At 40.4% G+C, this 24,242-nt stretch carries 23 protein-coding genes and 1 tRNA gene; 11 read left to right on the top strand and 13 right to left on the bottom strand.

Features of this window, described 5'->3' with window-relative positions; all coding sequences use genetic code 11:
- Positions 1-6 precede the first annotated feature (6 nt).
- On the bottom strand, positions 7-936 hold the full coding sequence (locus tag Q0993_RS04410; RefSeq protein ID WP_299530113.1) for a DUF4434 domain-containing protein: 930 nt from the start codon (positions 934-936) through the stop codon (positions 7-9).
- A gap of 188 nt (positions 937-1,124) precedes the next feature.
- On the opposite strand from Q0993_RS04410, the gene Q0993_RS04405 reads away from it, so the two are divergent.
- Positions 1,125-2,096 (top strand): sugar phosphate isomerase/epimerase, encoded by a 972-nt coding sequence (locus tag Q0993_RS04405; protein WP_299530111.1) that lies wholly within the window; start codon positions 1,125-1,127, stop codon positions 2,094-2,096.
- Here Q0993_RS04405 and Q0993_RS04400 read toward each other — a convergent pair.
- The 5 genes from Q0993_RS04400 to Q0993_RS04380 are packed head-to-tail and all read right to left on the bottom strand — an operon-like array spanning position 2,093 to position 7,673.
- Complete coding sequence (locus Q0993_RS04400) at positions 2,093-2,857, bottom strand: glucosamine-6-phosphate deaminase (protein ID WP_299530109.1); 765 nt, start codon at positions 2,855-2,857, stop codon at positions 2,093-2,095. The two genes, Q0993_RS04405 and Q0993_RS04400, sit on opposite strands and share 4 nt — an antisense overlap.
- Before the next feature lie 9 nt (positions 2,858-2,866).
- Positions 2,867-4,108 (bottom strand): Nramp family divalent metal transporter, encoded by a 1,242-nt coding sequence (locus tag Q0993_RS04395; RefSeq protein WP_299530107.1) that lies wholly within the window; start codon positions 4,106-4,108, stop codon positions 2,867-2,869.
- A 3-nt stretch (positions 4,109-4,111) separates the two neighbouring features.
- The gene (gene nagA / locus Q0993_RS04390; protein ID WP_299530105.1) at positions 4,112-5,323 is read right to left on the bottom strand and encodes an N-acetylglucosamine-6-phosphate deacetylase; all 1,212 of its coding nucleotides are present in this window, start codon (positions 5,321-5,323) and stop codon (positions 4,112-4,114) included.
- Between the two features lie 12 nt (positions 5,324-5,335).
- Positions 5,336-6,313 (bottom strand): Gfo/Idh/MocA family oxidoreductase, encoded by a 978-nt coding sequence (locus Q0993_RS04385; protein WP_299530103.1) that lies wholly within the window; start codon positions 6,311-6,313, stop codon positions 5,336-5,338.
- 16 nt (positions 6,314-6,329) lie between these two features.
- Positions 6,330-7,673: a Gfo/Idh/MocA family oxidoreductase gene (locus Q0993_RS04380; protein WP_299530101.1), complete on the bottom strand. Its 1,344-nt coding sequence runs from the start codon at positions 7,671-7,673 to the stop codon at positions 6,330-6,332.
- A 263-nt stretch (positions 7,674-7,936) separates the two neighbouring features.
- Here Q0993_RS04380 and Q0993_RS21860 point away from each other — a divergent pair, with 263 nt between their 5' ends.
- Positions 7,937-8,224: a GIY-YIG nuclease family protein gene (locus tag Q0993_RS21860; protein ID WP_367279578.1), complete on the top strand. Its 288-nt coding sequence runs from the start codon at positions 7,937-7,939 to the stop codon at positions 8,222-8,224.
- Between the two features lie 19 nt (positions 8,225-8,243).
- A tRNA-Arg gene (locus tag Q0993_RS04375) sits at positions 8,244-8,315 on the top strand.
- Positions 8,316-8,500: 185 nt separating this feature from the next.
- Here Q0993_RS04375 and Q0993_RS04370 read toward each other — a convergent pair.
- Both Q0993_RS04370 and Q0993_RS04365 read right to left on the bottom strand, forming a co-directional pair.
- Positions 8,501-8,935, bottom strand: a complete 435-nt coding sequence (locus Q0993_RS04370) for a Fur family transcriptional regulator (protein ID WP_299530099.1) — start codon at positions 8,933-8,935, stop codon at positions 8,501-8,503.
- Positions 8,936-8,969: 34 nt separating this feature from the next.
- Positions 8,970-9,950 (bottom strand): AraC family transcriptional regulator, encoded by a 981-nt coding sequence (locus Q0993_RS04365; RefSeq protein ID WP_299530097.1) that lies wholly within the window; start codon positions 9,948-9,950, stop codon positions 8,970-8,972.
- Between the two features lie 141 nt (positions 9,951-10,091).
- On the opposite strand from Q0993_RS04365, the gene Q0993_RS04360 reads away from it, so the two are divergent.
- The 7 genes from Q0993_RS04360 (at position 10,092) to Q0993_RS04330 (ending at position 19,355) form a co-directional block, all read left to right on the top strand.
- Entirely contained in the window at positions 10,092-12,494 is a 2,403-nt protein-coding gene (locus tag Q0993_RS04360; RefSeq protein WP_299530095.1) for a TonB-dependent receptor, read from the top strand.
- A 4-nt stretch (positions 12,495-12,498) separates the two neighbouring features.
- Positions 12,499-12,915 carry a DoxX family membrane protein gene (locus Q0993_RS04355; protein ID WP_299530093.1) on the top strand — a complete coding sequence of 139 codons (417 nt, stop codon included), beginning with the start codon at positions 12,499-12,501 and terminating at the stop codon, positions 12,913-12,915.
- A gap of 171 nt (positions 12,916-13,086) precedes the next feature.
- On the top strand, positions 13,087-13,956 hold the full coding sequence (locus Q0993_RS04350; protein ID WP_299530091.1) for an ABC transporter ATP-binding protein: 870 nt from the start codon (positions 13,087-13,089) through the stop codon (positions 13,954-13,956).
- Between the two features lies 1 nt (position 13,957).
- A complete protein-coding gene (locus Q0993_RS04345; RefSeq protein WP_299530089.1) occupies positions 13,958-17,221 on the top strand; it encodes a hypothetical protein in 3,264 nt (1,087 codons plus the stop codon).
- A 381-nt stretch (positions 17,222-17,602) separates the two neighbouring features.
- Positions 17,603-18,088 (top strand): Crp/Fnr family transcriptional regulator, encoded by a 486-nt coding sequence (locus tag Q0993_RS04340; protein ID WP_299530087.1) that lies wholly within the window; start codon positions 17,603-17,605, stop codon positions 18,086-18,088.
- Positions 18,089-18,189: 101 nt separating this feature from the next.
- Positions 18,190-18,882: a type 1 glutamine amidotransferase domain-containing protein gene (locus tag Q0993_RS04335; RefSeq protein WP_299530085.1), complete on the top strand. Its 693-nt coding sequence runs from the start codon at positions 18,190-18,192 to the stop codon at positions 18,880-18,882.
- Positions 18,883-18,908: 26 nt separating this feature from the next.
- Entirely contained in the window at positions 18,909-19,355 is a 447-nt protein-coding gene (locus tag Q0993_RS04330) for an ester cyclase (RefSeq protein WP_299530083.1), read from the top strand.
- Between the two features lie 170 nt (positions 19,356-19,525).
- On the opposite strand, the gene Q0993_RS04325 is transcribed toward Q0993_RS04330, so the two are convergent.
- Positions 19,526-20,263, bottom strand: coding sequence for a phytanoyl-CoA dioxygenase family protein (locus Q0993_RS04325; protein WP_299530082.1), 738 nt, complete (start codon positions 20,261-20,263; stop codon positions 19,526-19,528).
- Between the two features lie 137 nt (positions 20,264-20,400).
- On the opposite strand from Q0993_RS04325, the gene Q0993_RS04320 reads away from it, so the two are divergent.
- Positions 20,401-21,249, top strand: coding sequence for an AraC family transcriptional regulator (locus Q0993_RS04320; protein WP_299530080.1), 849 nt, complete (start codon positions 20,401-20,403; stop codon positions 21,247-21,249).
- Positions 21,250-21,584: 335 nt separating this feature from the next.
- Here Q0993_RS04320 and Q0993_RS04315 read toward each other — a convergent pair whose 3' ends face one another.
- From Q0993_RS04315 to Q0993_RS04300, 4 genes are all read right to left on the bottom strand, one after another.
- Positions 21,585-21,989 (bottom strand): hypothetical protein, encoded by a 405-nt coding sequence (locus Q0993_RS04315; RefSeq protein ID WP_299530078.1) that lies wholly within the window; start codon positions 21,987-21,989, stop codon positions 21,585-21,587.
- Entirely contained in the window at positions 21,986-22,573 is a 588-nt protein-coding gene (locus Q0993_RS04310; protein WP_299530077.1) for an RNA polymerase sigma factor, read from the bottom strand. Before Q0993_RS04310 ends, Q0993_RS04315 begins: the two co-directional genes overlap by 4 nt.
- An 18-nt stretch (positions 22,574-22,591) precedes the next feature.
- Positions 22,592-22,957 (bottom strand): DUF6249 domain-containing protein, encoded by a 366-nt coding sequence (locus Q0993_RS04305; protein ID WP_299530075.1) that lies wholly within the window; start codon positions 22,955-22,957, stop codon positions 22,592-22,594.
- A 95-nt stretch (positions 22,958-23,052) separates the two neighbouring features.
- On the bottom strand, positions 23,053-23,874 hold the full coding sequence (locus tag Q0993_RS04300) for a trypsin-like serine protease (RefSeq protein WP_299530073.1): 822 nt from the start codon (positions 23,872-23,874) through the stop codon (positions 23,053-23,055).
- Positions 23,875-24,242: the final 368 nt, after the last annotated feature.

Raw genomic sequence — 24,242 nt, 5'->3', positions numbered from 1 at the left:
TCGGTATTAGCTTTTAAAATATTCCATATATCGATTGTATAGGTGTCCGGCTTGCAAATAAGCAGATTGTGGGCTCATAAAATGGGAGAATTCAAAAGTAATGGCCTTTTCGCAACCGGCACGTTTCGCCGCCTCCAATTTCAATAGGAGTTTTTCGAATTTTATGGGAAGAAATTTAATGGGCATATCCCTGTCAAATGATTCGGAATTTGTCCAGGATCGCAATCCATACTTGTCCGCCAAGGATTTGTTTATGCTCAAATAATCCTCCAATTCATTGTAGCCCACATGGCCATCTTGAAAAGCAACAATATCAACGCTATTTTTAATCCCATCAAAGATTTCATCCCATTCTTTTTCATGCTCCTTGAGTGAGATACCGGAAGCTTTCATAAGTTGCCCTTCTGTTGCGGCTATGGCTTTCTTCCCATCTATCCATGGGGAGATCAACACGGGCAATCCGCTACTTACCGCCTTGCAATGGTCGCCCAATTGCGCAATGGACTCTACCGCACCCTTGGTCTTTCGGCTCAATTCCAAACTTAAATACCAGCCGCCAAAGCTTTTGTGATGACCGTAGGTTTTGTAGACCTCCTCAATAACATGCAGATTTACATCTATTTCATGCCGCATATCACCGGTTTCCCAATATTTGCCACTATCATAGGTTCCAAAATAGAAGGTCATGTCATATTTTTCGGCAAGTTCAAGGAACAGTTTCACCAAATCAACGGAGGGAAGAAACCGATTGTGTTTCTTTATTAAATATTCCGAGGGATAGGTCAGAAATTGATGGTATCCACAACGAATTAGAATCACGGTATCAATACCCATTTTTTTCATGTGGGCAAAATCGGCATCCCACTCCTTGGCCCCCCAATTCTGATGTGGGATATCGTGACTTATCTCGTCTAGGAAAGTTCCTGTAATCTGCATTTAAAGTATCTTTTTTCCTCTTATGCCCCATCAAAACAGGGAAAAATTCACTGAATTGGTATGGTCTTTCATGGATTTGGCGCCTAAGATAGCCAAAGTTTTGTAGTGGATTCTGTACCCGAATCGCTTTTAGGTGAATCTTTTATTATTTGATATATTTATGAGGAATTAGTAGTAGGATAAGAATCATGAAAAGAGACGACTTTATTAAACAATTTGGCCTTTTATCGGCAGCTGGCGTTCTGGGAATGGAACAACTGATTGCCCATTCATTTACAAAACCGGTCATGGATACTATGGATAAAATTGGAATACAATTGTTCTCATTGCCCGCCTTGTTGGAGAAGGATTTTAAGGGAGGTCTTCAAATGCTCTCCAAAATGGGCTATACGGAGTTGGAACTCTTTGGGCCCTATCCCTATAGTTCTGAAAGTGCAAAAGCAGGTTGGAAAGCGGCAGAGGCATTCTTGGGCTTTTCAGGCAGTGGATATTTTGGGCTTTCGGAGCAAGAAGTAAAGGGACTGCTTAAAGACCATAATATGAGCATCCCCTCCATGCATACAGATTTGGATACCCTGGAAAACCACATTGAGGCTTTTGGAAAGGCCAAGGAGATTTTGGGATTTGAATACATTACGCTTCCAGCTATACCCGATGATCGCAGAAAGTCCATGGATGATTACAAGAAAATGGCCGATATATTCAATTCCATAGGTGAAAATGCAAAAAAGCTTGGGCTTAAATTCGCTTATCACAATCATGGATATGGATTGAATGAAGTTGATGGTCAAATACCGTTCGAAGTGATGATGGATGCTACCGACCCGGATTTGGTATTTTTGGAAATGGATATTTTCTGGACCACAGCCGGTAGGGCCAACCCCATGGAGTACCTCAAAAAATATTCTGGACGTTACCATTTGTTGCACATTAAGGATATGAAACCGCTGACCTATTTTTCGGGGGATGGTTCTGACATGCAACAATGGATGGAGCTCTTTCCTTTGATGACCAATGTTGGTGATGGCGAAATGGACATCAATGGAATTATAAAGACGGCTCAAGAAAACGGGGCCAAACACTTTTTCGTGGAACAGGACTTGGTCCAGGATCCCAAAACGGCCCTGAAACGAAGTATTGATTATCTGAAAACCGTTTAGGCCATTATTTTTGAAGCAGCGTGGTTGTCCAAAAACAATCGCGTATCCGAATGTGTTCTTAGAATGGTAGCCGGGCATTTTGTGTCGATTGCCCCATGCAATGTATTATGGACTGCAGTAGCCTTTCGTTCGTCCGGTACCACGCAACTAATAGCCTTACAGCGCATAATTGCGGGAATGGTAAGGGTAAGGGCCTGTTTGGGAACATCGGCTAGGGTAGGGAACCACCCTTCTCCCAATTGTTGATTTCTGCAATCTTCATCCAAGGAAACCAGTTTGACCAATTTTGGGTCGTTGAAGTCGGCAACGGGAGGATCGTTAAAGGCTATGTGACCGTTTTCACCAATCCCGATACAGGCGATATCTATGGGATTTTGCTCCAAAGCTTTCGAATAACTGTCCATCTCCTTTTCCAGATCTGGCGCATCACCATTCAAAAAATAGACTTTTTTTGGAGATACCGCATCGAGGATGCGTTCCTTCAAATACTTTCGGAAACTGGCCGGATGTCGGTCCGAAATACCCTTGTATTCGTCCAAATGAAAAACGGCAATTTTTTTCCAATCGATTACTTTCTCTTGTAGGGCCTTTAAAAAGGAAAACTGAGAGGCCCCAGTAGCGAGAATAAGGTTTGCCTCGCCTCTTTCCCGTATAGCTTCGTCCAATTTACTTTTTACGAAGTCGGCTGCTGCCTCTCCCATTTCAGTAAGGTCGCCATAAACGGCAATCTGCAGTTTGTCTATTTTGAACGATTTTGTCATTTTGAAGGCTTATAGAAATTCAACAATGGCAAACCAAGTGGTAATCAAGGAGAACAGGATTACCAGCAGGATTCCGAAATTTAATGCTTTACTGGCTCTATGGTTTTGCATCAATCCTTTCTTATTGATCAATACAAAGATGGGAACTGCTACCGCGGGAAGGATACAGGCTTGAAAGGCCTGTGAGAAAATCATTAGGGCAGGTGGTCTTTCTTCCAAGAAAACGGTACCAAAGGCAAAAAGCATAGCTCCAAAAATAAGCCATCTGGACTGCGCCGAGCGTATGTTTCTAGGTCTTCCCGTATAATCGGCTACCAACCATGGAGCTATCAATACTATGGGAAATATTGTGGAAAGCCCTGCCCCGGTAATGCCGATGATAAGTATAAAAGCAGCAAGCTTACCGCCGATAGGCTCGAACAAATCGATCATTTCTACGGTATTCTCCAATTTAAGCCCGGATACGTGTAACGTCCCCGCCGCTACGGCCATGATCACACCGCTCAATAGGAGCATCATGGCAGCAGATACAAAGGCATCGCGTTTTTCCGTTTTTAAATCATTGGTACTCCAACCCTTTTCTGCCACCACCGTACTTCTCATAATGAACACGGCAGCGGAGCAAGTGGTACCGGTAATAGCGGCGATTAAGCCAAGCGCCCCGGGCGTATCTGGAATATTGGGGACAATACCTTCCGCCAATGCAGAAAAATCGGGTTTTACCATGAAAAAAACCACGATAAATGAAAGTCCCATTACAATGACCAACACCGTCAGTACTTTTTCAAAGGTTCGATATTGACCATACCAAAGTAAAAAATACAGGATGATGCTAAAAAAGAGAATAATCCAAAACGTCTTAATGACCAGTCCGTCAAAAGCGAGGCGAAGACCTTCCTGGACCAGGTCCGCCACAATACCCATAACACCCATTAAAGCCAATAGTTCCCCAATGATAAGCGCAATGATAATATAGAGAGATAGGATCCATCCCCATCGGAACTGGGTTTTGAAATTGAATAAAGCGGTCTTGCCACTGACCAAAGTTACCTTACCGTAAGCTACCATAAGGATATATGTAAAAATACAGGAGAGCACCAAGGCCCAGAAAAGCCCCATACCGTGTTCGGCCCCGGTTTTGGCCATAGTAGTTACGCTACCGGTACCGATATTATACCCAATAAGAAATAAACCGGGACCAACGGCGGCCAAGGCCAAAAGCAATTTTCTATAAAAGGGCTTATTTTCCATAGACTAGTTCTGGTCGTATACCAATTTCCCCCCAACATAGGTTTGCTCAACGACCATTTGATTGTCCTTTATGGAAAAAAGGATAAGGTCCGCTTGTTTGCCTACTTCAATTTCCCCCAGCTCATCCAACGAAAATAACCTCGCCGGATTGGTACTCGCCATCTGAATTGCATTTTTTAGGGAACATCCGGTATACTCCATTACCACTCCCACGCATTTGCTGATAGGAGAGGCGGCACCTGCCAACACATTTTCCCTCGGAAGTTTCACAACATTAGGGGTAAGTACTAATTTTCTTTCCCCCCGGATATACTCACCGGGTGGTAGACCGGCCAAATCCAGGGCATCGGAAACCAAAATGGTATTTTCAACACCTTTGGCCTTATAAAAGGTACGTACTTCCTCCTTGGTCAAATGAAAGCCATCGGCGATTATACTGATCGTAATGGCATCATTGGACAATTGCGGCCAAATAGGGTTATAGTGACGGTTGATTTCATTGGCACATCCATTTCCCAAATGAGTGCCCATGGTGGCACCCATATCGACCGCACGCTGTATTTCTTCCGCTGAGCCGTTGTGGTGTCCCAAGGAAACTATAACTCCGCTCTCCACACATTTACGAATAAAGGGAATCATCCCATCGATTTCCGGGGCAACGGTTATCAGCTTTATGCCATTTTCTGCCGCTTTTTGGATTTCTTGAAATTCTTTCCAATCTGGTTTTTTAATGTATTTTTCCAAATGTGCCCCACGAAAACCGGCCAAAGGAGAAATATAGGGTCCTTCCAAATGAAATCCGGGAATGGATCGCCCTATTTCGGGATTTTTTCGGGCTTCTGCCAAAATGGCGAAGTTTTTTTTGATCCGATCCACATCACTTGTGATAATGGTTGGAAAATAGCTGGTAACCCCGGCCTTCCATAATGCTTTGGTCGCTTTTACAACTCCTTCCACGGTTAGGTCCGGTCCGGAAAAATCTACCCCGACATACCCATTGATCTGTACATCTATCAAACCTGGAGCGATATACAAAGGAGGTCTATCCGTTTCCGGGCCCAGTGGTTTTAACGCGGTGATTCTTCCATTTTTCAGGGAGATTGAAACCGGATTTTCGTCCCAATAGCTAATACCTTGGAGTGTAATCGCATTAGAGGATTCAAAGGGAATCATGGGTGCCAGTATAAAGATCATACATAAGGTCAAAAACTTCATGGTATTATTTTTTTAATTCCAATGGGCTACATCCTCCCATTTTCCGGTTGCTACGGATTTTTCAAGGGCTTCCAGTACGGCCACACCATGAATGATGCTCCTGTGGCTCCGTGGTTCCTCACCTGTTCGGAACATATGTACCATATCGGCATAGTTTTTAGCAGGCTTTTTTTCTTCTACTCTTGAAGTCAACTCCTGTATGCCATCGTCCGTTTCAACATAGGTACGCCATCCGTATTTTTTGGTGGTGAAAATAAGGCTGGCCATCATTCCGTTTTCAAAAACAAGACTGGCACTACTGTTTTTTCCATTTTTGTGCACTTGTACCTTTTTCACCGTATCCCCGAACATGTACAACAAAGGCTGAACGATATGTGCCCCGTAGAAAAATATACCCCCATATTTAGATTCCAGATCTACTGGTCCATACCGCACCACTTGGTTAAAACTGCCCATATCTCGTAATTGTTCCATAATATCAAAAGTCTCGTAACTGTGCGCAATGGAACTAAAGGAAGTAACCGGCGTGCCGTATTTACGGGCCATTTTCAAAAATTCCTTTCCCTTTTCGGCACGATAGCAGAAAGGTTTGTCAATAAAGGCCGGAATTCCAGCCTTAATAAAAGGAATGGCCGGTTCCAGATGAAATTTTCCGTGTCGATGGTCCACGATAAGGGCATCTATTTTTCCGAGCATTTCATTGGGATCTTTGACCATTTTGGGAATATTGCCTTTTTCCATGGCTGTTTTAGCAAACTCCTGGGTCTCTCCCCAAACATATTTTACTTCCATTCCGGGGAAGGCCTTGTCAATATTGAATAACTTTCCAAAGCCCGCGGTATGTGAGTTTTCGGCGCCTATAATGCCAATGATGAATGGTTTGGGAAGGTTGGCCCATTGCGAAACCAACCCTAGGGGGGTGGTCAGTGTGGCTGTAGATAGGAGTGCGCCTTTTCCGGTTTTTTTTAAAAAAGATCTTCGCGTGGTCATGACCTATTTTTAGGGCTCAGAGCCTCATTTCCCATTCTGGTTCATAAGAACGGCCCCATAGTTTCTCGGCATTCGCATCATTTAGGATATGGCCATTTTTGGCATCAATTTCCAATGATCGCCCAATGCGTTGGGCAATGTTCCCCAGTTGTACGAGCAAGGTGCTCTTATGGCCTGAATCGATATCCGAATTGAGTGCCGTCCCGCGTTTTATAGCTTCGAACATATTCTGAATATGAAAGGCATCCAATTTTTCTGCAGGATTCATTTTATTCCTCGCATCGATTTTCATGGTGTTCTTTACCTCTTTTACGACTTTACCCTGAAGGTCGAAAATTGTATAACTATCACCTCCGGGAATCAACATGCTGCCATTTTCTCCGTAGAACATCACCCCAACGGAACTTCCCTCTATATTTTTCCCATTACAGCTTCGGCCTTCCCAGGACATGGTCATACCATTGTCGAAATCCAGATTTATGATTTGGGTGTCCGGAGTCTCCCAATCGTCCTTATAGCGATAGCGCCCTCCATTGGAACTCACTTTTGAGGGATAATCTACCTCCATGCCCCAGCGCAGTAGATCGATCATATGGGTGCCATTGTTCAGGGCTTCCCCAGTACCCCAATGCCAATGCCAGTGCCAATTGTAATGGATGAGGTTGTCCTTGAAATTCTTCCTTGGTGCCGGGCCCTGCCAAAGCTCCCAATCCAACCAATCGGGCACCTCCGTTTCCTTGCCTATTCCTATTGAGGGCCTGTTGTTGGAATACCAGCCTTTACCAAAATATACGCGACCAACTGCGCCGGCTTTCAAGGCGTTTATACCTTCCACAACATTGGGCCATGAACGACGCTGGTTACCCATTTGAATGACCTTTCCATATTTTTTTGCAGCTTGGACGAGGATTTCACCCTCATTGGGATTATGACTACAGGGCTTTTCAACATAAACATGCTTGCCCGCCTGCATCGCCAAAAGCGAAGCTGGGGCATGCCAATGGTCCGGAGCGGCAATGACTAGCACATCCACATCTTTGTCCTCCAAGGATTTTCGAAAATCTCCAAAACCTTTTGCCCTAACGGTCTGTCGCACTTTAAGGGCATCGACACATTTTGTGACGGCCCTTTTATCCACATCACAAATATGGATTACATCACAATTATCCTGACCTGCAAAATTTTGGGCAAGGGCATTACCACGACTATTTACACCCATTACCGAAGCAAGGATCCTTTCGTTGGCTCCCAAAATTCGGGCATAGCTCTTGGCACTAAAATGGGGCAATATTCCACCGGCCACTAAGGCCATTGAACTTTTTTTGATAAAGTTTCTTCTTGGGTTGGTCTTGTTTTTCATACCTCTGGTTTTACCACAGTACAAGATATGATTTTGTACGGGAAAGAAATGATAGGAATATTCTTTTATCCGTTGGAATGGCTCAAAATCCACATCAAATAAGTTGTTGCCGATTTTCAACTCTCCCAAAAAAAATTTTACTTTTGCACTCTTGATAAATTGGCCCCGTAGTTCAATGGATAGCCCCGATGACTATCGGGGGAAGTTTCCTTGGCTACTAGGGATTTAGGTTCTTTGAGGAATTTTGATAGTACAAGTTTACCATGGCGCACTATGTCTATGTCATCCAATCTTTAAAAGATGATAGTTATTACATCGGAAGAACATCCAATCTAAAAAAGAGATTGAAATTCCATAACTCAGTTGAACTAAATACAGGCATTACTAGGTTGCGGATGCCATGGAAATATTTCTATACCTTGGAAGTTGAAACTTCTTCGCTAGCGGATAAAATTGAGAAACATATCAAAAAAATGAAGAGTAGGAAGTACATATTGGACCTAAAAAAATATCCCGAAATTAGTCGAAAGCTTATAGAAAAGTATTCATAAGTTTGCACTTCAAAATTATGGCCCCGTAGTTCAATGGATAGAATAGAAGTTTCCTAAACTTTAGATGCAAGTTCGATTCTTGCCGGGGCTACAAAGTGGTGAAGCAAAAAACACGAAGTATGTTAAAGCGAAGCTTTTGAACCGAAGTTCATATTTCTACTTTCGCAGTAATTCTTAGAGAGGCTACCCTTAGGTTGTTAAGGTTTTTTATAAAGTTGTAATTAATTTATAATCAAAATAAAGTATTACACTTCATAAACTATGCTCTTTTGACCTCTAGTTACGCTCTCCATAAAAATACAATGAATGTCTATCCACTTTGATGTTAAATGTCTCTTCAATAGTCTTCTTGATTTCCTCAACACGAGGATCACAGAATTCCACTACTTCCCCGGTATCGGTTAAAATAACGTGATCATGTTTGCTGCTGAAAAAGGACTTTTCATATTTGGCAACATTATCTCCAAACTGATGCTTTCTAACCAAATTGCATTCAATTAAAAGCTCCATGGTGTTATAAAGCGTAGCCCGACTAACCCTATAGTTTTTGTTTTTCATTAGTATATATAGGCTATCAATGTTCAAATGTTCATCACTGTTGTAAATCTCTTCCAAAATTGTATATCGCTCTGGTGTTTTTCGATGTCCATTTTCTTCGAGAAAGGCTGTGAACACTCCTTTAATGATGTTAAAACTACTTACGCAGGCCATAATTTAGTTGTATTAAAAATTTTGTAAAGAATGGTCAACAGACGATTTTACTTGGGGATACCCCAAACTGCTTTTTAAATGCGGTAGTAAAATGCTGTGGATTTTTATAACCTACCATCTCAGAAATTTCATTGACAGATAGGTTCTCATAGAGTAACATATTTTTTGCCCTCTCCATTTTGGTATTGCGGATATATCCAAAAACGGTAGTTCCAAAAACATTTTTAAATTCCTTTTTTAGTGTACATTCATTAGTGCTGATCATTTTGGCCAATTCCGAAAGGCTCAACGGATTATTTAACTTTCCTAGAATAATATCTCGAGCTAAATACATCTTTTCAATTATTTTTTTGGAAGCATCCGCATGGGCAAAACAGAGTTCGCATTGCTGCATTTGATTCAACTGCAAAAGCAGCAATTCCATCACCTTGGCTTCTAGGAACAATTTTCGAAATTCATCTCTCAACGTACAATTGATAAGGTCATTTATGATAATGAACATCTCTGAGGTTATTGGATGATTATGCGGACTGATTATTCCCGGCACCCTATTTTGAATTAACTTTTTGAACATATCAAATTGTCCGGATGACGGAAGATATTGCTCAAAAAAGCTAGGCTTAAGATTTACCTCCAAAAAAAACATTTCCTTTGATTTCCATTCCAGGGCACCTCGAAAATCATGGCCGTAAAATATATTGTGCGAATTGGGACCAATGGAGAAATCTCCATCAAAACTCTCCATAGAAGTTGTGGAGTTTCCTTTTATTGCAAAATGCATTTCGACCGTTTCCTCGTCAAACTCGAAAAAAATAGTGGTCTTTTCCAAAAAAGAACCACTACCATAACTAATTCTAAAATTGTCTAGAACAATTTCCTTATACCAGCCATTGAATTTTTTATAATCGAATGAGAACTTAAATTCACCTGTTCCGGCATTGTCAAAATGATGCTGTACACTACCGGATTCATAGATAATTTCCTCGAGGTTATTCAAGTAGAGTTTTGTACTCATCGTAATTCCTTTTTGCGTAGGTTTTATTCCGTTTTGCGTAGCTAATCTTTACTGGATGCAAGCTACTTTTACCCAATAAACATAATTATTTATAACAAATCTAAATAACGAATTTTAGCTATAAATATCAACAAACTACCAATGAATTTCAAAAATTTAACCTTCTTGGTTGCTTTATTGGCTTCCTTGTTGTCAACAGCTCAGGAAAATTCAATTACCGGAACAGTCAAAGATAGCGAAGGAAATCCCATAGTTGGAGCCAATATTTTTATTTTGGAAACCACCAAGGGAACCTTCTCCAATGCGGATGGCACTTTTTCCATTAATGGACTTCAACCTCAGACTTATTTTGTGCAAGTAAGCTATTTAGGTTTCCAAAGTGTAACCAAGGAAATAGAATTAAGCGCGAACACTACTCTGGATTTGACTTTAGCCAATACTTCTGATCAACTTAATGAGGTGGTGGTGACGGCCGTTAATCGAAGGTTGCAAAATATTCAAAAGACCGCTGCCTCTGTATCTGTGGCAAATGCACAAGAAGTAGCCGACCTGCAAATTAGCAATATCAACGAACTTGGACGCATTACATCCAACTTTAGAACGTATGATGACGGGGGTGGTTCTTTCCCCCTTGTTTCCACAAGGGGTATTACTACTATCGATGAAACTCCAGTAGTAGGTGTCTATGTGGACGATGTGCCGTTATTCAATGTTTCTTCCTTTCCCTCCTATTTTGGGGATATAGAACGTATTGAAATTTTAAAAGGGCCACAAGGAACACTATTTGGCAGAAACTCCATTGGCGGGGTCATAAATATTATCAGTAAAAAACCTACGAACGACACCAAGGGCTATGTTACCACGGGTTATGGAAACCTAAACCAATATGAGGTACAAGCAGGAATCAGTACGCCCATTGTAAAGGACAAACTATTCGCTAAAATCAATGGAGGGCTTACTGCTAGGGACGGTTATATTGAAAATACATTTTTGAATAACACAGAGCTACTGGGGAGAGAAGCCTATAATGGAAATCTGAATTTAACCTATGTCGCAAATGACAATTGGCTTTTTAGACTCAATTCGGGTTATGAAAGAAGGGAGGTAAATGCCTATGCGTTTATCGGTGGATTCGGGGCAACTGCAGAAGTCATTGATGAAACGGTAAACAACAACCCTTTTCAAGTGGCCCAAAATACCAATGGTATCTATACTACAAATATTTCGAACAACGCGTTCAACCTTAGATTTACAAACGATAGGATAAGAGTTGAGGCCATTACTGCGTATCAATATACCAATATTGAGCGAAGTGGAGACGATTTTGATTTTTCTCCGGCAGATATCCAAGCAGTTGTTTCTGATGATACCGAGTTATCTACCGTCAGTCAGGAAATTAGGGTGAGTTCCAATACAAAAAGTAAACTGGATTGGATTGGAGGTCTGTACCTCTATTCGGTTTCAAATCAAAGTGATAGAAGAACCAGTAATGGGGTGGACAATGCATTCAACCCCATGTTACCCCCAGAGGTGGCGGCACAATATCCGTACGATCAGCTGGCGGATAACGAAATAAGACAAAAGGGCCTATCCATTTTTGGACAGGCCTCGTATCAACTCACCGATGAAATTACCTTAACAGCAGGTTTACGGTATGAAATTGAAGATAGCAGCTTAGAGGTTGATAATAGCTTTGAAAAAGATGGACAAGAATTTGTGTTTCCACCTTTAGGGGCAGTACCGGCGCAATTTGATAAAGAAACGGAGTTTAGTGCAATATCCCCCAAATTTAGCTTAGGTTACCAGGTGAGTGGGAATTCACTCATATTCGCCAATGTCACCAGGGGATACCGACCAGGGGGAGTGAACGAGTTTGTGCTCGACGAAAATCAAGCGACCTTTGACCCTGAATTTAGTTGGAATTATGAGCTAGGCACTAAGAACACCTTATGGAACAACAAGGTAAAACTTAATGTTACACTGTTCTATATCAATTACACGGATCAGCAACTTTTTAACGTATTGGACCTGTCTACCTTTAGTATTGGGAGGGAGAACATTGGAAATTCCCGAAGCTATGGCGTGGAATTGGAAACGGAATTCATAGTAACCAAAGGTCTTAGTCTAATAGGAAACTTAGGGTATTTAAAGACGGAGTTTACGGATTACACCTATATTGGTTTTACGGGCACTGAAATTAACAATGAAGGAAATATGCAAGTAGTTTCCCCTGAATGGAGTGGAAGCTTGGGGGCCAATTATACCACTAATTTGAGCAAAAAGTGGAAAGGTTCCGTTGTTTTGGATTATCAATTTCAGTCCGAAATCTTTTTCGACCCCGAGAATACGGCAAGTCAAGGTGCCTATGGTTTATTAAACGGTCGACTCGTAGTAGGGTCAAAAAATCTTGAATTTGCCTTATGGGCCAAAAACCTCACCGATGAAACATACTTGAGCTACGGTTATTCGGTGAGCGGTTCGGGCATATTTGCTTCGTATGGCCTTCCACAGACCTATGGAGCTACGGTAACTGCCAAATTTTAGATCAATGAAAATTGCCACCTATATCATAAGGTTTCTTTTGGCGATACTGTTCATTTATGCGGGGATGGAAAAACTATTTTTGCCATATGACCCCTCGGTTTTCAAAGCAGATGCTGCGGAAGCCGACCCTTCTTTTTTTGTCTTTTATGACTTACTTCAAAACGCTGGTTACTTATATTTTGTAGGTTTCTTTCAATTGGTTTGCGGCCTTTTGTTGGTATTCAAACGCACCTATTTGCTTGGCTGTATCATGCTAGTGCCATTGATACTTTGTCTGCTTATGACCCATGTGTTTTTTTCAAAATACCCTCCTTTTATCATTTTTGATGGTGTTATGCTTGCGCTGAATCTCATCTTGCTTCTTAATAGATATAAAGATTGGCAGCCTACCCTTTTCAAAAAACAAAACTCATGGATATAACGGAACTATTGTTTTCAATATCATTTATTGTCTCTGCCGTATCGTTGCGATTCATTAGAAGTGTTTTTGAAAAACAGCGCAATGCATCATGTCAGGGTCTAAATTTTGCTACTACGGTCTTCTACTTTTTCAAACCTCGGTATACAGTACCATAACCATAAAAGAATTACTATGAAACTCGAAATTCAAAACCTTTCAAAAACGTACTCCAATGGAGTACAGGCACTAAAAAATGTATCCCTTACCATAGAAAGGGGCATGTTTGGCCTCTTGGGACAAAATGGCGCTGGAAAATCAACACTTATGAGAACCATTGCCACCTTGCAAGATCCAGATGAGGGAAGCATAAATTTTAATGGTATAGATGTTCTAAAGAAACCTGAAGAACTTAGAAGGACCTTGGGATATCTCCCGCAAGAGTTCGGTGTTTATCCTAACGTTACGGCAGAGGAATTGCTCTTGCACATTGCTGATATGAAGGGCATTGCAAATAAAGGGGAACGCAAGGAAACAGTAGAGGCATTACTTCAAAAAGTAAATCTCTACGACGTTAGGAACAAAAAACTTGATGGCTACTCGGGGGGTATGAAACAGCGATTTGGTATTGCCCAGGCCCTATTGGGGAATCCTCAGCTTATCATTGTGGACGAGCCTACAGCTGGTTTGGATCCCATGGAACGAAATCGTTTTTACAATCTGCTTTCAGAGTTGGGCGAGGATTCCGTGGTGATTCTTTCCACACATATCGTGGAAGATGTTAGTACCCTTTGTACGGATATGGCCATTATTGGCAATGGAGAGGTGGTACTTACCGGCAAACCGGATGAAGTTGAAGAGGCCCTGCGAAACAAACTATATGAAGTTCCCATCAGAAAGGAAGAACTAGTCGAATATCAAGAAAAGTACGAGGTGATATCACAACGTTTCTTTGCCGGAAAACTGATGATTACCGTTTTGGCAGATGATATGCCCTCCGAAGAATTTGATGCCAAAGCGCCCTCGTTGGAAGATGCCTATTTTAAAATTTTAAGCGAGAGTTAAGATGAAGACCGTATTTTCCATAATAAAGAATGAACTCAAGCAACGTTTGTTCAGTTGGGTAACCCTCATTTTCTTCGTCATGCTGGCGTTTCAGATGATATGGTACACCAAAGGGTCTTTTGATTTTTTTGCCAATGAGGGTGTGCTAATGAATGCCTCCAGTATCTTGTACCGCAATTATGCGGCTATGGGCATGTTGATGATTATCATTATTGCTATTGCCACAGGGGGAGTGCTTTATAAGGATATTAGATATAAATCCGCTCAATGGACCTATGCTTTGCCCATCAATGACAAAAATTTTTTTGTGGGCCGCTTTTTGGCCGCTTTCCTTTATTTGGTGATTCTAAGTACGGGTATGATCGTGGGGCATTTGTTGGTACCTTATTCCGGTATAGGCGAGGCAAGTCGTTTTGGACCCACACCATGGGGCCCCTTATTTCATGGTTGGATTATGTTTACGATACCCAATCTCTTTTTTTATGTGTCCATAGTATTTTTCTCCATCGTTTTTACCAGAAAAATAGCTACAAGTTATTTGGCCGTTTTTTTGGTGGTCATCATTTTTTTAATTGCGCAAACTTCTTATGAAACCGGTGGCGGGGATAATTTAATGGCATACATTTTGGCAGATTCTGGCGGATATGTGGCTGCACAACACTACACGGAATTGTTGACTCCCTCGCAAAAAAATATAGAAATGTTCCGGCTCTCAGGCTTTGTGTTATACAATAGGCTATTTTGGTTTGGACTTGCGTTGTTATTTACCATAGCATCGTATATCCGATTTTCCTTCAAATATTTTATTCAAGCAGGGGTCGATAAATCTAAAAAAATCAAAGAAGACAAAAAGGGGGCGTTTACTGCCGCATCCATAAAATTACCGAAGGTGGTGAAGCAATATCGGGTGCGCAATTTTGTAACCAAATTATGGTCGCTTTCGAAATTGGAGTTCATGAATATTGTTCGTCCTACCTCATTTAAAATAATTCTAGGTATTATTTTATTGATGGTATTTATGCAAAACGTTACCTGGAATGCTGCCTACTATATAGGCAATGAACATCCAATAAGTAGCAATATGACCTATTTTAGGTTGCAATGGGGCGTCTTTGTTACCATGTTGATCATGATTTGGGCCGGAGAGCTATTTTTTAAGGACAAAACGGTGAATATCTGGCAAATAACAGATTCATTACCTGTTCCGGTGTGGGTTACCCAACTTTCTAGATTGGCAGCCGTTATTGGACTATCTTTTATCTTAAGCCTAAGCTTTATTTTGGTTTCACTGTTTACCCAGGTTCTGTTGGGCGGTGCTTCTTATATAGACTTAGGAAGGTTTGTGGAAGATTTATTATTGTACCGATGGGCCTTCTTAAATTTTGTCCTTTGGGCTTCGTTGGTATTTTTTGTAGGCGCATTAACTAGCCATCGAATTTTGACACATCTTCTTTGTGTTGGCTTTTTTATTTTCTTGATTGTTTCCTTTGATATGGGCATCATTGAAGACTTAAGAGTGGGTTATGGCTTTACACCCGGTGTGGAAGACTACTCAGAAACTAGCGGTTACGGTATATTCCATCAGTCGGCCAATTGGTTCTTCCTGTATTGGTTGGCGTTGGCCGTTACCCTAGTCATGGCAGGTGTTTGGCTGTGGAAGCGAGGCTCGGACAAAAAATGGAAAAACAGGCTTTCCTTAAGAAATATGCAGCTCGGTTTAGGTTCCAAAGTCGTGATGGTGGCGTTTTTTGGGGTATTCTTGCTTTTAATGTCTTTCATTACCAAAAATGTTTATGACAACGGAAACTTTACCCCAGAGGCTGTAGAAGAACGGTTGGATGCCGAGTATGAGAAGACATACAAGTATTTGGAAACCAAACCGCAACCCAAATACGAAATGTTGGATGCAAAGCTAGACCTTTTTCCTTCGGAAAGAAGGGCTGAATTTTCTGCTGATATCATCTTGAACAACGAAAAAGGGGCGGACAGCCTATTTCTAAATTCCAAGGATTTTACCCAATTGACCAGCGTAATGCTGAACGGACAGGAATTGACTATCGCAAAAGAGGATGCCGAGCAAAACCTGACCGCTTATTTGATTCCGAAAGCCATACAAAAGGACAGTTCGTTGCAGCTTTCTTTAGAGGGAACCAAGCAATATATTGGTTTTGTTCAGAGTGATTTTCAGGCAGATTTAACAAACAAGGGTAGCTTTGGAAGCATACAAGAGTTTTTACCAGTAATTGGTTATGATAGTGATAAGGAATTGTTGGAAAATCGCAAACGTAAGGAACAAGGGTTGCGAAGACTGGATTCCAGAATGGCCGACATAGATGATTCTTTTGCCCTTGGACAAAATGTATTTGCTACAGATGCCAATTGGGTTACCGGTAAGCTAACCGTAAGTACCGAAGAAGGTCAAATTCCTTTTACAGCGGGGGTCTTACAAAAAATGGAGACCAAGGATGGTCGAAATATAGCGACCTACACAGTAACTACTCCCCAAGTGTTCAATTGGCATGTAGGTTCATCAGATTATGCCATTGCCAATGGCAAGGCAGATAAGGTAGCCTACTCTATTTTATATAAACCTACCCACACTTTTAATATAGTATTATATCAAGAAGCCATTAAAAAAGGGGTTGCCTTTATGGGAACCAAATTTGGTGCAAATACGGTGGACAATTATCTACAGTTGGTAGAGATACACCGTTGGCAAGACGACAGATACACTTTTGCCAACACCATTGCCCTTTCTGAAAAAGAGGGATGGGTCGCCAATACCGAAGGCTTACAGGAAAAGGCCTATATCCATCAAACCATTGGAAGTGGATTGGCAAGTCTATGGTTGCAAAAAAAACTATCCGTTGCCGACGTTCAGGGTGCTGAGATGCTCATCATGGCATTGCCCGAGGCCATTGGATTGCAATTTGTGAAAGAGTCTTTAGGTGATGAAGCCTCACAGCTTCTGGTACAAAAGAAAAAGGATAAATATGGCAAGGACAAAAACAATGAACCCAACATAGAACCTCCATTACTCTACGCTGATGGTGCTGACTATCTTGAAGTAAACAAAGGAGCATGGGCCATGTTCTCTTTGATGGAAACCATTGGGATCAAAAAGTTTAATTCAATTTTGGCCCAGTGGGGAAAGGAAAATCAAAGCGAACCCAAAAGATTTATTGATTTTTATCTAAAATTGTTGGAGGAAGTACCTTCAGCCAAAAAAGAATCGATAAAAAGCCTTTTTGAAGCTGTGGATTAGAGATAGCTAAAAATGTTCAGTTTGGGTTTGTCTTCCGTTTCGAGAGTTACAACTATGTAATTTAAACTAGAATAAGCTTGTTTGACTATATCTGCGGTTGAAGATGACTCAAACGTAAAATTCTTAAGTCGTCAGCATTTTTGTTGCAATTCCTTCCGAAAAAACGTTGGTTTTATAGATATTTTTAGGAAAGTGTCAAATATACACACAGTGACATTACTTTTGTGGTTTGACTACTAAAATGACGAACAAAACAGATTTAGAACACCTATTTCTTACTTTCGTATTATGTTCGATAGCATTGATGAACATATCGCGGAGCATATCTCGCTAACAGACAAAGACCTTGAAGTTTTTCATTCTCTATTGGTTCCAAAAAGAATGAGGAAACGTCAGTATCTCATTCAAGAGGGCGATTACGTCAATTACCAGTATTTTGTCTCCAAAGGTTGCCTAAGAACATTCGAAGTCGATTCCGGAGGGAATGAGCACACCGTACAGTTTGCCATTGAGAACTGGTGGGTAAGCGATTTTGGGGCTTTTTTCAAAGAACGAAAGGCCCGTTTTAACATCGATTGTCTAGAGCACTCCGAGCTATTAGGTATCCATAGGGATGACCTGGAACTACTGTACCAAAAAATACCTGGATTTGAACGTTTTTTCCGCATCAAACTTTCTGGAGCCTATGTAGCACTTCAGGATAGAATCCTTTCTGCAATGGAAAAGACAAGTACCGAAAGGTACCTTGATTTCCAAAAACGTTATCCTAATATTGAACAGCGCGTTCCAAACTATCTGATCGCCAATTATCTGGGCATAAAGCCCGAAAGCCTTAGTCGCTTACGTAGAAAACTGGCCCAATCTTAACACAGGTCAATCTTTTTTCATAACCAAGGTCAACGATTTTGGCCTTGTTCCCGCCGCATCTTTGTAGTGTAAGATTTTAATAACCCATAAAACACTGCACAATGGATACTTTAAATGTATTGATCGTAACAACCTCTCACGATACCTTGGGAAATACAGGTGAGAAAACAGGAGTCTGGCTAGAAGAACTGGCCGGACCCTATTATCAATTTTTGGATAACGGGGCAGCCATTACCATTGCTTCGCCAAAAGGGGGACAAGTTCCCTTGGACCCAAAGAGCCAACTACAGGAATGGCAGACGGCCTACACCAAACGATTCTTCGTTGATGACAAAGCACTGAATGCTATAAAAAATGTACCCGTGCTTTCCGAAATCAACCCCGAAGAATATGACATATTGTTCTTCCCTGGCGGACACGGCCCGATGTGGGACCTTGGTGACAATGCAGAGGTAGCCCGACTGATTAATGCCTTCGCCAAAAAAGACAGACCGATAGGCTTGGTTTGTCACGGTGTGGTTGGTCTAAAAGGTGTAAAGACCGAAAATGGCCAACCCTTCGTAAAAGGACGTCGCCTGACTTCCTTCACCAATTCAGAAGAAGAGGCCGTTGGTCTTACCGAAGTTGTACCCTTTCTTTTAGAAAAGACACTTGTCGAAGAAGGAGGCATATACCAAAAAGGGGATGATTGGAGTGAATTTGTCATTGAAGATGGCAATTTGGTTACGGGTCAAAATCCCCAGTCATCCATATTGACAGCAAAAAAGACCCTCGAATTAATTTCAGTAAAATAAAATTTAATCGTAAAAAAACAATCAAAATGAAAACTTTAGTAAACAGAAAGCAAGTAGCACAAGAATTCTTCAACGCTTACAAAAATCAGGATTTAGACAAGGCAGTTTCCCTCGCAACAGCCGAAGGAACCTTCAGATATGTCCCACTTGGGGAGAACGGAATAGGCAAGATAAAAGGAGGTGAAGGAACTACTTGGAAAGGTATTGCCAATGCGCTTATCACTTCCTTTCCCGACCTTACCAATGATGTAAAGAGCATTACGGTGGATAACGAAGGAAATGCCATAGTAAGGGTATTCATTGGTGGCACCCAGGAAAAGGAAATTCTGGGAATACCAAGCAAAGGGAGGTACTACAATGTGGAACACCTGTTCATTTTGAAAATCAATGACGATAACCAAATTGAAGAGATTACCTCTTTTTGGGACAACTGGGATTGGTTTCAACAGATTGGTTACAACCCAGCATCCTAAGTCTATTTTCGACAATATCTGAAACTGCCCTTTACGGGCAGTTTTTTTATTTCGATAAGGGTTCCCCTAAAGTTTCAATAGGTTTAAAAGAGCTGTAAAATGTTCGTTTTATGGGACAATTGAAAATTAAGCTATTCAATAAAAATCGGAAAATTTTAACTCAGTTCTTCTTAAACATCTAAAATATACTTGCCCTTTTCACCAATGCGTTGTAAAACTTCTCGGGTTATAAATTCCCTCTGGTCAATTTGTTGAGGTTGGTCCCTTGTACAAAAATAACTGTGAATACTACGTCGGTCATGGCTTGTTTGATTGGTTGTACCACCATGCCATACATGCGAATTAAAAATAAAAACAGAGCCTGCAGGCGCCATAATGCGAATTTCGTCAGGATGCTCGTCATTAGGATCTGACATAGCTTCCTCAGGCAGAATACTCGATTTATGCGTTTTAGGGACTATGCGGGTAGACCCATTGTGTTCCGTAAAATCATCTAAAAGCCAAATACTATTGCAGACTTTAAAAGAACCGCTCGCTACAGCATTTTTCCAATCAACGTGAAGTCTTTGCTGCCCTTTGCCTGGTTTTGCAGCCCGATAATTTAGTGACGATAATTTGTATGTCTGCCCTAATACGGCTTCAATACCAGACAATACCCTAGGATGAGTGTAAAAAATATCAAAAACAGAGCCTTTATTGACTAAATCCGCCAAGCGGTCCGTCCCATCTTCTTTCGGATGGCGGATATATTTTGATTTTCCCAATTCTAACCCTGCATTGTCGCCTTCCAGCTGCAATAGTTCAGCGAGGCGTTCATTAATTTGAATTACTTGTTCTGGTATTAATAGTTGACCCAAATTTAGATAACCGTTGTTATCTAAAAAATCAATTTCTTGTTTAGTAAGCATATCCTACATCTTTTTAAAAGTGAAATAATGTAGCGAAGATAAAATTACAGAGAGGGGCGTTCTACCTCAAAATTCATCATTTTTTGAACTATATAAACATTTTTTACGATTTTTGCCTTGGTAAAAGTATATTGACGATGAAAATTCAATTGGAATCCATACAACCCGCTAGCAATAGTTCGTTTCAAATCTTGCCCAATTCACGAATGAACGATTTTTACTTTTGGCATTATCACCCAGAATTGGAGCTTACCTATATCGAGGGTGCTAACGGCAGACGTCATATCGGCCAACATATATCCCGATATGAAAGCAGTAGTTTAGTTTTTATTGGCTCAAATATTCCACATCTTAACGTTGATTACGGAGTAAAGACTGATTACAAAAAAACGGTTTTGCATATTCGACCCGATTTTTTAAAGGAAAATTCGATTCAGACTCCAGAACTATTGGCTGTTCATCGATTTCTTGAACAATCGAAATATGTTATTGTCATTGAAGGCAAAACAAAGACTATTGCAGGAGAAATGCTTGAAAAATTATCTGTTTTACACCCATTTGAACAATTTTTAGAAGTGTTGCGAGTATTTCAATTATTGGCACATTGTACAGAAATTAAGTTATTGCATGATAGTCCAGTAAAGAATCAATACACTAGAAAATCGCAAGAACGGCTCCAATTGTTATATGATTTTATTGAGGCTAATTATCAACGCAAAATAAAAGTGGAAGAAGTTGCCGATTTATGCCACCTGACAAAAGTTGCTTTTTGTCGTTATTTCAAACAGGCAACACATTTGACATTTACTGAATTTTTGAATCAATATCGCATCAATCAAGCCAAACGTCTACTGTTATTGGACAAAAATGTCAGTGAAGTGTGTTACGCTTGTGGTTTTGAAAGCCTTTCTTATTTCAATCGGGTTTTTAAGGCTATTACTCTGGAAAACCCTTTGGCTTTTAAAAAACAATATGCCAATTATTGATAAGCAATAACTATGACAACCGGACTAAGAGGGGATTAAAAAATTAGACTTTGAACGGAAACCTTTATAAGGGAAGGGGCGTGGTGCACCAAATGTCGATGCAACCGGCTTGGTACATCAAAAATGTAATACTATCAAGCCTTTCAAGTCGTTGGTCCTATAGTAATAAAGGAACAATATGAATTTAACGTATTTGTCGACCACAGCTAATTAAAGGAATAGAATGAAGTAGAGGTGATGTCCTAAAAAACGGCGAGTTTATGAGACAGATTTGTGAGGAGAGGTAGATTCCCAAAATATGTTGGTTTTATGGGCTTCTTTTACCTTGAAAACGATTATACAAAAGGATTTCGAAATTTGAACAGACCTAATTCAATCCAGACGACAGAAATTAAAACCAATACTAACAGTAATGGGGTTAGTGTATACCAAGAATCCAGTTGAAACGACATGTTTTCAATGAAATCACCCCACTCAAGCCCAAAATCGGGAGGGGATACTTGAGAGTTCAACATAATAAAGATAGGTGCCAAAAGAATGAATCCTATAACCAGCATCAAGTACAATGGCAATTTTAAAGGTTTGTAGAGTTTCTTTCTTTTTACTTTTAGAGTCAAGAACTTCTGTAAAGTGTTATCTACAAATTGTTCGGAGGCTTCCCGACTTATAGATGTCCTAAGAAGGCTTATCAACTTTTCATCGTCTTCATCAACCTGATGGTTCAAATTCAATTTTTTCATCGTATTTCTTTTACTTCATTTCCCAATAGCTTGGAAAGTTCCAAGTATAAATTTTGTCTCCCCCTGTAAAGCCTTGTTTTGATTGTAGATGTATTCCATCCTGTAATCTGTGAAATCTCAATAATCGAACACTCATTCGTATAGTAGAGTATAAGTGCTAAGTTTTCGGCTTCCGAAAGCCTCGCTATAGCCTTATTTACGAATTTGACTTTATCGCCTTTAACCAGATCATCGAATCCGTTCGAATAGTTGGCGGGAATTTCTAGGTCATAATTTTCTGGCTCGTTCAATGAAAGAAAATCTATTTTTCTTTTCCTCCTTAAGCTGGTTAGTGCGGTATTGTATACTATACGATACAACCAAGTAGAAAACTTACCCGACTTGTTGAACTTGGAAATATGTTTGAAAATCCTAATAAATGAATCCTGCACAACCTCTTCCGCATTTTCTTCATTTCTAACAATCCCAATGGCAATCGAGAACGCATACCTCTGGTATTTTGTAAGCAAGTACCTATACCCATCCTCCTGACCAACCATTGCCGATTCGATAGCATCCTCTTCTGAATAGTTGGATTTGTCCATTATAACGGATAAATACTCTTACCTACTGATTTTACTTTTCATCTTCCGATTTATAAAATATGCAACCAGCATGGCCATACCCATGAACAAAGTAATCATGCTTAAATATGCCTGTGGGTAGTTGCGATAGTCTTTAGGGTTATAATTTTCTAACAGGTATTTTTCAAAAAAGAACCCACTCAGGATACCTAAGGCGAAACCGATGAATATTAAACCAAAACTTAACAGCATAATATTCTGTCTTTGGGTCTTAAGTCTGAAGTATTCAATATCAATTCCCGATTCAATTAGGGCCATACGTTCTTTATTGCGATATGTAAAGAAGGTATAGGCAATTCCGAAGACAGATAACGCTATTGCGATTATAACGAAGTATGCATACATGTTTTTAAGTTTTGTTTGCTATAATATAAGACTACAGATTTTGAAAATGGGTTTCAATTTAGTCAAGAGATAATTTTAGATTAGAAGAAACTATATCAATCGATAACTGAATCTATCCATTCATTGGCTTTTGAAACCCTAGCCAAAGCCATTACAGCTCCGTATTTGATTTGACGATTCAAAGCTCCTGAAACGATTCCCACTAAAACGGTCGTACCATTATTATCCATAAAAACCCCACCTCCACTGTCCCCTTTTGACCCTCCTATTTCCATTTCGAGCGGAATAGGAGAACCAAAATGGTTGGACTTTGGATTTTCTGGATTGTCGAAATCACATATCATTACGCTGGTACTGAATTCTCTATCCTCGAATATGCCCCCTATGGCATCAACAATGTTTTGGCCACCAAGTTTTTCTTGCGTTCTTGGTGTAGATAATCCTGCTTTTCCATCTCCAATAAATCCGTAACCCAACTTGGTAATTGTTCTACCCAGTTCTTCATTTCCACGATAGCGCTCCGCGGGCTTGATATTCAAAATAGGTGTTTCAAGTTCTACTAAAGCCATATCCCATCCATCCCATTGTGTTTCCTTGGAGTTCGGCTTTAGTTTTGGGTGCTTGACTATCCTTTTTGTTCGATAAAAGTTATCCCCGAACTTCCATACTGAGGAATCCTGAACAAAGTGTGCTGCGGTCAAAACCCATTGAGAAGATATTAAGACTCCTACTGCATAGTCTTCCACTGTTTCTGAAATGGAATATCTTCCCACGCAATTATACTCAGGTTGTCTGCCAATTTCTTTATATTTTTCAATATCTACATCATGACGAATCATACCAAAGAAACTTGTGGCATTAAAACTTAGGAGTATCGGGCTGGTTGCCAAAAGCAGCAAAATCAGTACTCTTTTCATACTTTCTGTTTTATAGATGAATGATTTGCAATGAGGATTGAAACTTCATCAATCCCCTATCTAAAGTATAAGACTACTGATTTTAAAATTAGGTTTCAAATGGGTTTAGTTTTTCAATTTCTCATTGTGGAGTAGATTATTCAATTAGTTGAAATTGGTTACCTCGAAATCGGAATAGGTAAAACGTTAATTACTCTAGAATCCTATAAAAAGGCGGACTTACAGGACAAAAAAGCAAAATCAATACCCATTTTAATGGAAAGTCCTATTTCTGGTCTTTTTTAGTGGTTTCGACAATACACCTTTTATGGGATATGTCAACATCTATTTTCCCATTATCCCGAAACCACTTTTTACGGCGCTACTTT

The sequence above is a fragment of the Ulvibacterium sp. genome (genome assembly GCF_028285715.1).
Classification (GTDB): Bacteria; Bacteroidota; Bacteroidia; order Flavobacteriales; family Flavobacteriaceae; genus Ulvibacterium.
This window is presented reverse-complemented; position numbering and strand designations above follow the sequence as displayed.